Consider the following 14,524-nt stretch of genomic DNA (forward strand, 5'->3'; position numbering starts at 1 on the left):
TTGACCGTGCTCTGTTTACTTCCCAGCTTCGCGGTCACGTTTGTTAGCGATCTCGGAAGACAAACCGTGCAGCTTGACAAAACCCTTGGCGTGGGACTGGTCGAAGGTATCGCCCGTGTCGTAGGTAGCCAGGTTGAAGTCATACAGCGAGTGGCTGGAACGACGGCCGTTGACCGTGATGGAGCCTGCGTGCAGAACCATGCGGATATCGCCGGTGACGTGCTCCTGAGTGGACTCAATGAAAGCGTCCAAGGAGCGCTTCAAGGGGCCGAACCAGAGGCCGTCGTAGACTTCCTCGGACCAGCGTGCGTCGATAAGCCTCTTGTAACGTGCAAGCTCACGCTCGACGGTGACATCCTCAAGTGCCTCGTGTGCGGTGATGAGTGCAACAGCGCCCGGAGCCTCATAGACCTCGCGGGACTTGATGCCCACCAGGCGGTCCTCCACCATGTCCAGGCGGCCAACGCCCTGCGCACCAGCGCGGCGGTTCATCTCCTCGATGGCCTCGAGCATGGTCACCTTGCGGCCGTCAATGGCAACGGGCTTGCCGCCCTCGAAGGAAATGATCACCTCGTCCGGAGCATTCCCCAGGGCCGGGTCCTCGGTGTAGGCGTACAGGTCCTTTGTCGGCGGGTTCCACAGATCCTCGAGGAAGCCGGTCTCAACCGCACGACCCCAAACGTTTTGGTCAATGGAGAACGGCGATGCAGCGGACTGCTCAATCGGAAGATCCTTGCCCTCGGCGTACTCGATCGCCTTGTCACGGGTCCATGCGTAATCACGTGCCGGAGCGATAATCTCCAGGTTCGGATCCATGTTGACAAAGCCAACCTCGAAACGCACCTGGTCGTTGCCCTTACCGGTGCAGCCGTGTGCAACGTGGGTGCCACCATGCTCCTTAGCAGCTTCGACGAGGTGCTTGACAATCAGCGGGCGGGAAATCGCAGACACCAGCGGGTACTGCTTCATGTACATGCCGTTCGCCTTGATGGTGGGCAGGCAGTACTCTTCGGCGAACTCATCGCGGGCATCCACAACGATGGACTCCACCGCACCGCAGTCAAGGGCGCGCTGACGCACGGACTCCAAGTCCTCGCCGCCCTGGCCGAGGTCGAGGGAAACAGCAACCACCTCACCGCCGGTCATTTCAGCGAGGTACGGGATTGCGACGGACGTGTCCAGGCCGCCGGAATAAGCAAGAACGACGCGATTGGTCATATGTTTTCAGGGCTCCTTAGCTCTGTTGAATGCTTAGTAAAGAATGTATGACAGCGTACTACCCGGCCCCGGGCTCATCGCCGTCGGAATGCTCGTCCCGGTCCCCCATGAACTCCTCGGCTAATTCTTTGCCGGTAAGGGGTTCTCGGGCCAACACGAACACCGTGTCATCACCCGCGATGGTACCCACCACTTGGTCGAGCGCCACGCGATCAATGTAGCTGGCCAAATACTGTGCCGCACCGGCCGGCGTGCGCAGCACTGCGATGTTGCCAGTGTGGTCGATGGAGACTACCAACTCAGCGAGCATACGGCGCAATTTGTCCCGTGGACCTTTAGGCGCAGCCTGGAAGGACTGTGCTTCCTCCCCTACCGCGTAGTATGAGCGACCACCACCGGACGGGCGGACCTTGCGGGCCCCCAGCTCATCCAAGTCACGGGACAGGGTGGCTTGGGTGATGTCAATGCCTTCGTCCAGAAGCAACTCCGACAACTGCACCTGGGAGGAGACTCGAGTGTGATCCAAGATGGCCAGGATTTTTGCCTGGCGCACGGCGCGTGAATTCGGTGTGGTCATGTCACTGGTTCTCCAGAAGCCAGGTAAGGAGGGCTTTCTGTGCGTGCAGGCGATTTTCCGCCTCATCGAATACACGCGACTGCGGGCCATCAATGACCTCAGCAGTGACTTCACTGCCGCGGTACGCCGGAAGGCAGTGGAGGAAGATCGCATCCTTCGCAGCGCGATCCATGACCGTTTGGTTGACCTGGTATGGCATGAAAGGCGTGCGACGATCCTTGCCGTCTTCCTCCATACCCATGGACACCCATGTATCGGTGATCACAACATCAGCGCCGTCAACCTCAGCCAAATCGGTCGTCACCGTGACCGTGGCACCGGTCTCCCGTGCACGGGTGTGTGCACGATCAATAAACTCCGGCTTGGGCAGGAAACCTTCCGGCGCAACGATGGAAATATCCATCCCTGCTGTGGCAAAACCAATCATGTAGGAATTGGCCATGTTGTTATCCCCATCACCGAGGTACACAGCCTTTTTACCAGCGAGACCCGCGGCCCCTTCCTCAGGGCAGAGGTTTTCAATAATGGTCTGCAGATCAGCAAGAATCTGGCAGGGGTGCAAGTCATCTGAAAGGGAGTTGATGATGGGCACGGTGGATCCCTGCGCCATCTCCAGGAAATTGGAGTGAGCGTATGTGCGCCACACTATCGCGGAGACGTACCGCGACAAGGTTGCACCTGTGTCCTGGAAGGTCTCGCCTTTGCCCATCTGCGAATTGCCAGTTTCCGCCACGATGGGAAATCCGCCAAGTTCCGCGATACCCGTCATGAACGAAAAGCGGGTGCGCGTGGAGGTTTTGTCAAAGAGCACGGCGACGGATTGTGGCCCTTCCAACGGGCGATATGCGTAGCGGTCCTGCTTCATCTTTGCCGCAAGAGCGAGCACTTCTGCCTGCTCAGCGGGCGAAAGATCATCGTCCGCCAGAAAGTTTCGTGGTGCTGCATGAATCATGTTTACTCTCCTCCAGCTTCCGCGCGGATGCACTCCGTCAGGGTTGTTGCGAATGCTTCTACTGCCGCATCCAGTTCTTCATCCGTGATGGTCAGCGGCGGGGTCAGGCGCACAACGTTGTCCGTGGGTGCGTTGAGGATCACGCCGTTTTCCAGTCCCCGCACCACCATCTTCTTTGCCACAGGCGCGTCCAATACAACGCCAAGCATGAGCCCGCGGCCCCGCACGTGGTTAATGCCAGATAGCTTTTCGACGTTCCGTGCGAGCTTCTCCCCCTTCATCCTTACCGCCTGGCAGAACTCATCGTCCACAACGCCCAGCACTGCTTGCGCCGCGGCGCAGGACACCGGGTTCCCGCCGAAGGTCGTTCCGTGGGAGCCAGGGGTAAACAGCGTCGCCGCTTCACCGCGGGCGATCACCGCGCCAATAGGCATGCCACCGGCTAAACCCTTGGCCATCGTGACAATGTCTGGGGTAATGCCTGCTGCCTGGTGTGCGAAGAAGTCTCCAGTACGTCCGACACCTGTTTGCACCTCATCCACCACCATGAGGATCCCGTGCTCATCACACAGCGCGCGGACATCTTCCAGGAAGCCTTCCGGCGCCGGGATCACGCCGGTCTCACCCTGGATCGGCTCCAGGAAAATAGCGGCTGTGTTGGCAGGATCCTGCTCGACGAGCCCGCGGAGGTTCTCTATATCGCCGTACGTGTAGAACTCCACGCCCGGCACCAGCGGTTCAAAGGGCTTCTGCTTCGCCGGCTGACCGGTCAATGAGAGCGCACCCATCGTGCGCCCATGAAAACCGTGCACCGCGCTGAGCACCCGCGTCCGCCCCGTCAAACGCGAGATTTTGAACGCCGCCTCATTGGCCTCTGCACCGGAATTGCAGAAGAACACCCGCGCCTGATCATCACCAAAGCGCGCACGCAGTTCCTTAGCCACCGCCAGAGCTGGGTCAGAGCCAAAGAAATTAGAAATGTGTCCGAGGGTGCGCACTTGCTTCTCGACGGCTTCCACAACCGCCGGGTGCCCATGCCCCAAGGAATTCACGGCAATGCCCGCCAACATATCGATGTAGGTTTTGCGATCCGCGTCCGTCACGGTGACGCCATTGCCCGATACAAGGTGCAATTGTGGGGTGCCGTAGGAATCCATGAACACGCCCGACCATTCGGCCAGCGCCTTCGCGTTAGAAAGCGAAGTGTTCGACACTGCGTTACTCACTGCACATCGTCCTTCCTGAACACGGTGCCATCCGGGTAGTTTTCCCGCTCATAGTCATTCGGCAACACCATGGTGCCGATGCCACCCATGGTGAGCAGCTCCAAGAGAACCGAGTGCGGGATACGCCCATCAATCACATGTGCTGCTGCCACTCCCCCGTTCACGGCGGTGAGGCATGCTTCCATTTTGGGGATCATGCCCGAATCGAGGTTGGGCACGATCTTTTCCAGTTCGTTGACTTCGATCTTGGATAGCAACGAATCCTTATTCGGCCAGTCGGTGTACAGGCCCTCGACATTGGTGAGTACCACCAGGCGCTCTGCTTTCAGCGCTGCCGCGAGCGCACCCGCAGCGGAGTCGGCGTTGATGTTGTACACATTGCCGTCCACACCAGGTGCAATACCCGAGACAACGGGAATCCTGCCAGCGTCGATAATATCCATCACAGCGGCGGGGTTCACATCCACAATCTCACCGACAAGGCCAATATCCTTCAGCTGACCATCGACCTCAACCAGGCGCTTCTCAGCAGTGAACAAACCAGCATCCTCTCCTGAGGTGCCCACCGCGTACGGGCCGTGGGAGTTGATGCGCCCGAGGAGGTCACGCCCGACCTGGCCGAAGAGAACCATCCGAACAACGTCCAGAATCTCTGGCGTGGTCACGCGGAATCCACCAATAAATTCACCACTGTCAAGACCGAGCCGGCCAAGCATGGTGGTGATCTGCGGACCACCGCCGTGCACCACCACCGGCTTGGCGCCCACGGTGCGCAGGAAGACCATGTCAGCTGCGAATGCCGATTTGAGGTCATCATCGATCATGGCATTACCGCCGTACTTCACCACAACAATCTTGTCGCGGTAGTGCTGAAGCCACGGCAGAGCCTCCGCCAACACATGGGCTCGGTCTTGGTTGGTCAAACCACGGGTGAGTTCCGTTACTGCGTTCATACTGCTGTCCATTGTCTATTCCCCAGCTTTTTTAGGTCGAGTACTCTGAGTTGATCTCCACGTAGGCGTAGGACAAGTCGGTGGTACTCACGGTCGCGATACCGGAGCCACCGGTGCCCAAGTCCACGCGGACCTCAATGTCCGCACCGCTCAAGTCCACTTCTCGTGCGCCCGGAGCACCAGTGCTTCCCTCGCACACTGGCTGGCCGTTGAAGTACACGCTGATGTTGTCTGGGTCCATGTCGGCCTCGGCCATACCGACGGCGGCGAGAACGCGACCCCAGTTCGGGTCAGAACCAAACATCGCGCACTTGAACAGGTTGTCCCGACCAATCGTGCGGGCCGCATTGAGCGCCTGTTCATCAGTAGTGGTGCCTTCCACGGTGATGGACACGCGCTTGGTTACACCTTCAGCATCTGACTGCAGCTGGCGTGCCAGATCACGGCTGATGTCCAGCACCGCGTCCGCAAGATCCTCCGCGGAAGGCGTCACACCAGATGCGCCGGAGGCCATGATCACCACAGAGTCGTTGGTGGAGGTTGTGCCATCGATGTCCAGGGTGTCAAAGGTGACTGCACTCGCCGCACGCAGCGCACGATCCAGTACCTCCGGAGTGACCAACGCATCAGTAGTAATACACGTGAGCATCGTGGCCAAGGATGGTGCCATCATGCCCACGCCTTTAGCCATGCCGCCGACGGTCCAGCCGTCACGGACAACAACTGCTTCTTTTGCCACGGTGTCCGTGGTAATGATTGCGGTAGCGGCAGCCGTGCCATCATCACCCAGCGATGTACTCATCTGATCAATACCCTTGCGGATGATATCCATGGGCAGCAGATCACCAATGCGCCCGGTGGAGCACACAGCCACATCATCGGCGGCAACACCAAGGGCGGCCGCGGTGTGCTCTTGCATCGCCACCGCATCCTCATCGCCCTGTCGGCCATTGCAGGCATTAGCGTTACCGGAGTTAAACACCACTGCCCTGAGCACACCGTCGGCTACAGCCTTGCGGGTTACTTTCACGGGCGCAGCCACAACTTTGTTGCGCGTGGTCACAGCAGCTGCCACATACTCTGGGCCAGTGTTGACCACGAGGGCCATGTCCGGATTGCCCGAAGGCTTAATACCTGCTGTAACTCCTGCGGCCACAAAACCTGCTGGGGCAGTCACGCCTGTGGTTGCCATAGTGATCGGACTCTCTTTCAGTAGTGATTAGTTAATGGTTATGGCGCGACGGCTGCACGTGGCAGACCATCTGTTTCTTCAAAACCAAGCGCGATATTCATGCACTGGACGGCAGCGCCTCCCGTGCCCTTGGTCAAATTATCAATAGCCGAGGTGAGCACCAGAACACCTGTCCCCTCATCGACCTCAACTTGGATGTGGCACATATTGGAGCCAACCACGTTCTGCGTCTGCGGTTGGATGCCCTGCGGAAGCAGGTACATGAACGGCTCATCGGCGTAGAACTCTGCATAAGCAGCGCGTGCTGCTTCCTCAGTGACATCACCATTCAAAGGCGCGGTGATCGTAGTGAGAATTCCGCGGGGCAACGGTGCAAGTACCGGAGTGAAGCTCACCGTCACATCCTCATCGGTGACCTCGCTGAGGTTCTGCACCATCTCTGGGGTGTGGCGGTGTTTGCCAGCCGCGTTGTAAGCCTTCAAAGAGCCCATGATCTCCGAACCCAACAGGTCCACGTTCGCTTTCTTGCCGGCACCTGAAACACCGGTCACGGATACCACGTTCAGGGCTGGTTGGATGAGACCGGCGGCAACAGCGGGCAACGCGGCCAGCGTTGCCCCAGTGGGGAAACAGCCAGGTACGGCGATGCGGCGAGCAGCCGCAATCTGCTCACGGTGGCCGGGCATCTCCGGGATGCCATAGGGCCAGGCGCCAGCATGGTCACTGCCGTAGTACTTCTCCCAATCATCCGCAGAGCGCAGACGGAAATCAGCGGCACAGTCCAGAACAAGAGTGTCTTCCGGAAGAGCAGCGCCGATCGATGCACTGAAGCCATGCGGGAGCCCCAGGAAGACAACATCATGACCGGAGAGAATCTCTGTGGTCGTTTCTTGGATCGTCTTATCCGCCAATTGCGGAAGGTGCGGGAGCACCACCGCAGCACTTTGACCGGCATTAGAATTGCCGGTCAGTGCACCAATGCTCAAGGTGCCGTCAAGGTACCGCGGATGGTTCAGCAGCAGGCGCAGGATCTCGCCACCGGCATAACCGGTAGCACCCGCCACAGCGACAGAAATAGCCATAGCGGACAGGCTACTCCCCCAAGCGCACGAATGTAAACTATTCCGTGAGTTTTATTTTATAAATTTATAGCGGGGGACCGTAACCCTAAGCACGCATCTGCGCACCGAACTCCTTTTCAGCAGCTTCTGCTGCCGCAAGACGTCCGGCCGATGCCTCATCATCCGTCAGCGTACGGTCAGGCGCACGGAAGATCAGACCAAAAGCCAGAGACTTCTTGCCGTCGCCGAGGGACTCGGACCGGTAGACGTCGAAAAGCTCAACTGCCTCAAGCAAGTCCCCAGCATTCTGCTCGATCGTGCGGCGCACGGACTCCGCCGGCACTGCCTCATCCACAACCAATGCGATGTCCTGGTGCAGAGCCGGGAAGGATGACAGCACCGGTGCCGGCAGGGTCTGGTTGAAGGGCACGGCGGTGAGATCAATCTCCATCGCGCAGGTGCGCTCCGGCAGGCCAAGGGCTTCCAGGACCTGCGGGTGCAGCTCACCGGCGTAGCCGACGACAACGCCATCGACAGAAAGCTGGGCGCAACGGCCCGGGTGCCACGGAAGGTGCTCAACGGACTCAATGTCCAGAGTCACGCCACACGCGCGTGCAACAACCTGCGCGGATTCAATGGCGTCAGCCCACGTGTATGCGCGGCCATCGCCCCACGGACCTTCGGGCTCAATATTGCCGATAGCCACGGTGGCTGCGTGCAGATGCTGCACCGGCAGCGAGGAAACGAGCTCCTCCACCACGGCGTCGCTCGGACGCTCCGCCACGCTTGGCATCGGCGATTCATCAGCAGTCTTCTCCGCGGTCTGTGCCACGGAGTACAGGCTGAGGTCATGGCGGCCACGGGCGACATTGCGGCCGACGGCTTCCAGCATGGCTGGCAGCAGCGTGGTGGCCAGCACTGCATAATCCGCATCGAGCGGGTTCTGCACACCAACGGTGTTGCGGCGCGGATCGTCTGCATCCAGGCCCCACGTATCCACGACGGTATTGGACATAAACGGGGTCGGGATGATCTCCACATAGCCGGAGTAGGCCAACGCGTGGGTCACTGCACGGCGACGACGCTGCTCCTGGGAGAGACCACGGCCACCGCGCGGAGTGGGCAGCACCAGCGGAATATCATCCAGGCCTTCCAGACGAACAATCTCTTCGATGAGCTCCACCGGCTCATTGAGGTCCGTACGCCACGCCGGCGGGGTGACCACGAGGACATCGCCGTTATCGGCAATGTCGCAGCCGACCTCCTGCAGGCGCTTGATCACGGTCTCCTTGGAGTACTCCACACCAATGAGCTCAGATGGATGCGCCACGCGCAGGTTGATCGGCTCACGGTTTTGCGCCGTGCCCTCAACCAAGGTGCGCTTGTCGGAGATGGTGCCGCCGGCGATCTCCACCAGCAGAGCACACGCCATATCCAGCGCTACCTCAATGATGGTGGGATCGACGCCACGCTCGAAACGTCGAGAAGCCTCCGAGCTCAGCTTGTGGTGACGTGCGGAACGCGCAACGGTGAGTGCGCCCCACGAAGCTGCCTCGAAGTAAACATTCGTCGTATCGTCGCCAATTTCAGAGGTCGTACCACCCATGATGGCTGCGAGCGACTGGATGCCATTGTCATCGGAGATAACCACATCGCCCGGGGTGAGCGTGCGCTTGGTGTGGTCCAGGGTCTCAAACTCTTCCCCACCCTGCGCATTGTGCACGCGCAAACCACCGGCAACCTTATCTGCGTCGAAGGCGTGCATCGGCTGGCCAAGCAGCAACATGACGTAGTTGGTCACATCCGTCGCAGCGTTGACGGAACGCACGCCCGCGAGCATGAGCACGCGCTGCATCCAGAACGGTGCCTGCACAGTCGGATCAATGCCCTCTACCTTGCGCAGACCGAACCGCTGCGCCTTCGTGGACTCCTCAAGAGTGATCGGAATGAGATCACCCGTCGGCGCTGGGACGCTAGAAACATCGACACCCGCGACAGAAGGATCTTTCGCCACGTCCTTGTACTCAAGGTCGAAAGCCGACGCGACCTCGCGGCCCAAGCCGCGCGCGGACAGTGCGTACCCACGGTCTGGGGTGACGTTCACCTCGAAGATCGTGTCCGGACCACCAAGCACCTCGCGCGCATCCTGGCCGAGCTCACCGACGCCCTCAGGCAGAGTGATGATGCCATCGCTCTTGGATGTGAAGCCAAGCTCAGCCTCAGATGCCATCATGCCGTTGGAAATGTGACCGTAGGTCTCACGCGCGGCGATCTCGAAGCCACCGGGCAGCACAGCGCCCGGAAGGGACACCACAACGTAGTCCCCCTCCTTGAAGTTGCGCGCACCACAGATGATGCCCTGCAGCTCACCAGTGCCATTCGCCTTGCCGACGTTTACCTGGCAGTAGCGAATTGGCTTCCGGAACTCCGTGAGCTCCTCAATTTCTTCTACGCGACCGATGACGAGCGGGCCGGTGGTCTCCGGCAGGGGCTCATAGCCCTCGGTTTCAAAACCGACACGCACAAACCCAGCATCCAACTCCTCCGCGCTGACGGACCAGCCCGGGTTACCCGCGTTGTTCAGCAGGGACGTCAACCACTTCTGAGAAATCAGCATTTTCTACTCTCCTTAGACCTTTCCCTGTTACGCCTGAACACCAAACGGCTGCGTGAAGCGCACATCACCTTCAACCATGTCGCGCATATCCGTCAGACCATTGCGGAACTGCAGCGTGCGCTCAATGCCCATACCGAAAGCGAAGCCCTGGTATTCCTCGGGATCAATACCAACCGCACGAAGCACATTCGGGTTGACCATGCCGCAGCCACCCCACTCGATCCAGCCGGCGCCACCCTTCTTGTTCGGGAACCATACGTCCACCTCAGCGGACGGTTCCGTGAATGGGAAGTAGTTGGTGCGGATACGTGTCTTCGTCTCCGGGCCGAACAACACCTTGGCCAGGTGGTCCAGCGTGCCGCGCAGGTGTGCCATGGTCAAGCCCTTGTCCACTGCGAGCCCTTCCACCTGGTGGAAGACCGGCGTGTGCGTGGCATCAAGCTCGTCCGTACGGAACACACGACCCGGGCAAGCAATGTAGATCGGCAGATCACGCTCCAGCATCGTGCGCACCTGAACTGGCGACGTATGCGTGCGCATCACCTGACGCGAGCCTTCCTTGCCCACGTAGAACGTGTCCTGTAGCGTGCGCGCCGGGTGATCCGGGATGAAGTTCAGCGCATCGAAGTTGAAGTACTCCGCCTCGACCTCCGGGCCTTCAGCAACTTCCCAACCCATGCCGATGAAGATGTCCGCGATCTGCTCACTCAACGCCGTAATCGGGTGCATCGCGCCTGCCTGCGTACGCGTGGTCGGCAGCGTCACATCCACCTTCTCCGCACGCAACTGCTGCTCACGGTGCTCCGCTTCACGCACCGCACGCAGCTGCGAGAACACCTTCTCCGCACGCCCACGCGCCATGTTCACAAACCGGCCGGCATCCTTACGTTGGTCCTTCGGAATCGAACCCAGCGACTTCCGCGCCTGCATAATCGGCGACTGCTCACCCAAGTGCGCGCGCTTGGCCTCTTCAAGCGCCGCCAGGTCCGCGGCTTTTTCGAACGCCGCGATAGCCTCGTCCGCAGCCCGATTCAGGTTCTCCTCGGTCAGTTCAATTTCGAGTTTGTCAATGCTCACTGCACACCCGCACCTTTCCACTTCGGCGGCATCACAAAACGTTCACAAGCATACCCGCGGGTATTCGGCTGTCTCCTAGGAGGATAAGTTGTGCCTGCATCTATACAGTGCGGACTCTGGGCGCACGCCGAATCTCGTGCTGTTTTGTGGTCATGAGCGTGACAACCACCCCTTTTTAAACCGCCGTAGGACGGTTCAACATATACAGCACCATTTTTGCCGGGGTCAGTGCTTTAACAGCGTGCGGTAGGCGCGTGGTGAAATGCACCAAACCGCCAGGACGCAGTATCACCGTTTTACCGTGGGCAGTAATTTCCAGTTCACCCTCTAGGGCCTGCACAATCACTGGCATCGCAGCGGTGTGTTCTGAAAGTTCCTCCCCTTGATCAAACGAGAACAACACCACGTTGACCCCCTCGGCACGCAGGAGCTTGGTCGATGTGATCGAGTTTGGGGAATACTCAACATGCTCCGCCATATTTTCGACGTAACCAAGCATGGCTTCTGGCACGTGTTCGTGTCCGCTCATGAATCTAATCTCCTTCTTTTACACGCTGCCATCGGGTTTTCGAGCAATGATAGCGATGCCGGTGAGATTGTCTCGATATTCATTAAAGGTTCTACGCATCTCCAGTACACGGTGACGCAAATCCCTATCCCGCACTACGTTACGCAAAATCCGAAAAACTCCGCCAAAACCTTCATCTGCAAGATTGCGGCGCATTGACAGTAGGGCCATCGGCTCAGTTCCAACCCATTCAATGTCAAAACCCGACTCCTCCAACAATCCACACCATTCTCGGCGCGTAAGTGGGCGAGCATTCACGCGGATCGTTTTCGCTAGGCGCTTCCGCAACTGATCAGCGAGTTCTGCATCAATTGTGTCGGGGGTGAGTCCCAGCTCATGGATCGCATACAAACCACCTGGCTCCAGCAAACGGAACGCTTCAGCAATAATCGCGCGTTTGCCTTTCTCACCTTGCATTGTCAGCATCGCCTCACCGACCACCACCTGGGCAGAACCTCTTTCAAGGCCGGTGGATTCGGCACTAGCATTGACCACTGTGCCACGCGATCCCACCACGGACTGCGCGCGTGTCACTGCATCCACATCTTGGTCTACACCGACATAGGACGCGATGTCCCGTTCAAGCATGATGGTGGCAGTTCGCCCCAACCCAGGCGCGAATTCCACCACCCTTTTATCCTGCAGTTCTGCTGCATCCAACAAACGATTCGTCAGCTTCAAACCACCAGGACGCAAAACGCGCTTCCCAGCTCGAGCGAGCACCCAATGGCCTGCAGCAACGTTGGTCGATCTGTCGCTCTGCGGTAATGGCGGTTGACTTCCATTCGTTCCCATGAGGCCAACCTTACAGCAGAAACTTAGGCTTGCCTACCCTTATATCTGTGCGATAAGGATCACCTCTCGCGCAACGCTTTTGCTGACTCCCACAGGCAAATGGACGCCGCGGTGGACAGGTTGAGCGATTCGGCGGAACCCTTGATCGGGATGGAGGCTGTGTCGTCGGCGGCAGCGAGGACGTCGTCCGGCAAACCGTGGGCTTCATTGCCAAATAGCCACGCCGTGGGTTTGTTCAGCGCATCGCCAGCGTTGGTCAGGTCGAGGTTACCGTTCATGGTCGTTGCCAACGTCGATAAGCCTGCTGCCCGGAGTTGACCAAGCACTCCCTTGATGTCGCGCTCCCGGGCGACGGGAACGTGAAACAGTGAGCCGGCGGAAGAACGCACGACCTTCGGTGATTCCGGGTCGACCGTGTCGCCGGCGAAGACTACAGCGTCGGCCCCCAGTGCGTCGACAAGCCTGATGATCGTGCCCGCGTTGCCCGGATCATTGGTTTCCACGCACACGGCGACGAGTTTGGGGCGGCCTTTGAGGATCGAGCCGAGCGTCCACGTGACTGGCTTGCACACCGCAAAGATGCCGGTGGTGTGCACCGTGTCCGTGAGCGACTGGGCAGCCTTGTCCGTAATCGCGTGGGCGTACACATCCATGTACCCAGCCGTGGTGACAATGTCAGCGAAGCGATCAGCAGCAGCTTCCGTGACAAAAAGATCGGTGGCCGCGCCGGTAGCTACAGCGGCCTCAACTGAGTTCTCCCCCTCCGCAAGGAAGGCCTTGGCCTTCTTCCTGCCAGCAGCCCGGTTCAACTTGGCGGCGTTGACCACGCGCGGGGTGCGTTCGGTGAATGGTTGGGAGAAATCAAGACTCATGGCACCCAAGCGTATAGCTAGAGCGTTCCGGCCGCGCTAACGTGCGCGCCCCGCGACGGGAGTACGGTCCAAGATCTCGTCGATTATTGTCGGGGGCACGACCGTCTTGCGTGCATCAAGGTGGATGAACTCCCCCATCGCCTCAGTCCACTCGGCGACGATAACGCGCTGCTTTCTTATCTTGGTCTCCAGTTTTCCGCCCTTGACGTTGCCGCCAGAAACGATGACGAGTACGAACTCGATATCCCCACCGCCCACAAGGCGGGCAGCATCCGCCAGCGCGCAGATCGAACGGTAGCGGGACAGCTCCTCCGAACCGAGGTTCTCATCCAGAGATGGGGCCGTCCCGCATCAAAGTCAATGTGCCGTTCCACCACTTAATATCAGCGACGACAACTCCGCCACAGGTGGAAATTATCTCCCCCACCCGCAGTGCTTCTTCCTTTTGAGCTTGCTCCAGAAGAGAGCCGAGGAAGCGATTCCGCTCCTGTCTTCTGTCGGTGGAAAAAATCGAGGCCAGAGAAGATAATCGGGTCTACTGCCCGCACGTCATTCTCGTGGGCACGTCTGACTGATGCCCTACTCCGCAGGAGTACCCCGACGTCATGGCAGATCTGCACCTCAAAGGGTAAAGCATTCTCTAGATCCAGCCCCAACTGCTGCCGGCGATATGTGGCCTCCGCAAACGTCCGGGCATATGGGTACGCGTCGAAGCCATTGAATGTGTCGCGCTGGGCCTGCCTTACAAGAGGACGCAACGCCTCCAAGCTCCCAGCTGAGAATGCGCGCCGTTTGTTCCGCCACTGTCGAGGCGAAGGCGAAGGTAGTAAAAGAGGCTCAACCCAACCACCGCTGTATTGAGGCCCGCAAACAGCCAGTTCTCGCGCCCCACAACGACCATCATGCCCACCACATTGAAGATAATCATGAAACCTAGAAACACGCCGAGGATGATCAGGCTGTATTTGACCCCAAAGAGCTGCCGAATGGCCGGCATATCAAGCCGACGGGATTGCTCGAACGGATCCGTAGGGTTGAATCGCTCCGGATCTTCGGCTGCTGCCTGAAAAGCACGCTCAAAGAAAAGCCTGGCTCCCGCGGATGGCGGTTGTCCAACGCGCAGCGCCATGTGCTTCTAGGCCTTTCCGCCGCCAAATGCACCATGTCCCTCCTCCACCCCGTGGCAGCATCACGGGGCAAGCATGGATTATTACAGCACAAAGCTCCGCTATCCTGGAGTAAAACCGGAGCAACGGGGCGATCGCTGAAAGCAGGGTGCACAGGCAGACGCCGGGCCTAAACAGTCTTCGGAGCGTTGACGTTTTCCTGTAGTGCGTTCGGTGAATGGTTCGGAGAAATCGAGAGTCCTAACTAAACAGCTTTTTAATGCAGTAGACGGGGCACCCCACTACTAGG

Annotated in this window: 14 protein-coding genes; all 14 read right to left on the reverse strand. The window is 59.2% G+C overall.

What is annotated here, in order from left to right; genetic code table 11:
• Positions 1–15: 15 nt before the first annotated feature.
• The 14 genes from HMPREF2129_RS02890 to HMPREF2129_RS02955 all read right to left on the reverse strand — a co-directional run bounded on the left by HMPREF2129_RS02890 (position 16) and on the right by HMPREF2129_RS02955 (position 14,237).
• The gene (locus tag HMPREF2129_RS02890; protein ID WP_034662912.1) at positions 16–1,218 is read right to left on the reverse strand and encodes an argininosuccinate synthase; all 1,203 of its coding nucleotides are present in this window, start codon (positions 1,216–1,218) and stop codon (positions 16–18) included.
• Between the two features lie 58 nt (positions 1,219–1,276).
• On the reverse strand, positions 1,277–1,795 hold the full coding sequence (locus HMPREF2129_RS02895) for an arginine repressor (protein ID WP_034662915.1): 519 nt from the start codon (positions 1,793–1,795) through the stop codon (positions 1,277–1,279).
• 1 nt (position 1,796) lies between these two features.
• Positions 1,797–2,747, reverse strand: coding sequence for an ornithine carbamoyltransferase (gene argF, locus HMPREF2129_RS02900; RefSeq protein ID WP_034662917.1), 951 nt, complete (start codon positions 2,745–2,747; stop codon positions 1,797–1,799).
• Between the two features lie 2 nt (positions 2,748–2,749).
• Positions 2,750–3,973 carry an acetylornithine transaminase gene (locus tag HMPREF2129_RS02905; protein WP_408605815.1) on the reverse strand — a complete coding sequence of 408 codons (1,224 nt, stop codon included), beginning with the start codon at positions 3,971–3,973 and terminating at the stop codon, positions 2,750–2,752.
• Positions 3,970–4,926, reverse strand: a complete 957-nt coding sequence (gene argB / locus HMPREF2129_RS02910) for an acetylglutamate kinase (protein WP_034662919.1) — start codon at positions 4,924–4,926, stop codon at positions 3,970–3,972. The genes HMPREF2129_RS02905 and argB overlap by 4 nt, the downstream gene beginning before the upstream one ends.
• 31 nt (positions 4,927–4,957) lie before the next feature.
• Complete coding sequence (gene argJ / locus HMPREF2129_RS02915) at positions 4,958–6,118, reverse strand: bifunctional glutamate N-acetyltransferase/amino-acid acetyltransferase ArgJ (RefSeq protein ID WP_034662921.1); 1,161 nt, start codon at positions 6,116–6,118, stop codon at positions 4,958–4,960.
• Positions 6,119–6,156: 38 nt separating this feature from the next.
• On the reverse strand, positions 6,157–7,200 hold the full coding sequence (gene argC, locus HMPREF2129_RS02920; RefSeq protein ID WP_034662924.1) for an N-acetyl-gamma-glutamyl-phosphate reductase: 1,044 nt from the start codon (positions 7,198–7,200) through the stop codon (positions 6,157–6,159).
• Positions 7,201–7,285: 85 nt separating this feature from the next.
• Positions 7,286–9,796: a phenylalanine--tRNA ligase subunit beta gene (pheT, locus tag HMPREF2129_RS02925; protein WP_034662927.1), complete on the reverse strand. Its 2,511-nt coding sequence runs from the start codon at positions 9,794–9,796 to the stop codon at positions 7,286–7,288.
• Between the two features lie 27 nt (positions 9,797–9,823).
• Positions 9,824–10,873, reverse strand: a complete 1,050-nt coding sequence (pheS, locus tag HMPREF2129_RS02930) for a phenylalanine--tRNA ligase subunit alpha (protein ID WP_232218078.1) — start codon at positions 10,871–10,873, stop codon at positions 9,824–9,826.
• Positions 10,874–11,048: 175 nt separating this feature from the next.
• Positions 11,049–11,372, reverse strand: a complete 324-nt coding sequence (locus tag HMPREF2129_RS02935) for a cupin domain-containing protein (RefSeq protein ID WP_373277169.1) — start codon at positions 11,370–11,372, stop codon at positions 11,049–11,051.
• 48 nt (positions 11,373–11,420) lie between these two features.
• A complete protein-coding gene (locus tag HMPREF2129_RS02940) occupies positions 11,421–12,236 on the reverse strand; it encodes a class I SAM-dependent methyltransferase (RefSeq protein WP_034662933.1) in 816 nt (271 codons plus the stop codon).
• A 59-nt stretch (positions 12,237–12,295) separates the two neighbouring features.
• Entirely contained in the window at positions 12,296–13,108 is an 813-nt protein-coding gene (locus HMPREF2129_RS02945; protein ID WP_034662935.1) for a TrmH family RNA methyltransferase, read from the reverse strand.
• Positions 13,109–13,144: 36 nt separating this feature from the next.
• Positions 13,145–13,366, reverse strand: a complete 222-nt coding sequence (locus tag HMPREF2129_RS02950) for a hypothetical protein (protein ID WP_034662938.1) — start codon at positions 13,364–13,366, stop codon at positions 13,145–13,147.
• Between the two features lie 484 nt (positions 13,367–13,850).
• On the reverse strand, positions 13,851–14,237 hold the full coding sequence (locus tag HMPREF2129_RS02955; RefSeq protein WP_034662940.1) for a hypothetical protein: 387 nt from the start codon (positions 14,235–14,237) through the stop codon (positions 13,851–13,853).
• Positions 14,238–14,524 lie beyond the last annotated feature (287 nt).

The sequence above is a fragment of the Corynebacterium tuscaniense DNF00037 genome (assembly GCF_000759055.1).
GTDB classification, from domain to species: Bacteria; Actinomycetota; Actinomycetes; order Mycobacteriales; family Mycobacteriaceae; genus Corynebacterium; species Corynebacterium tuscaniense.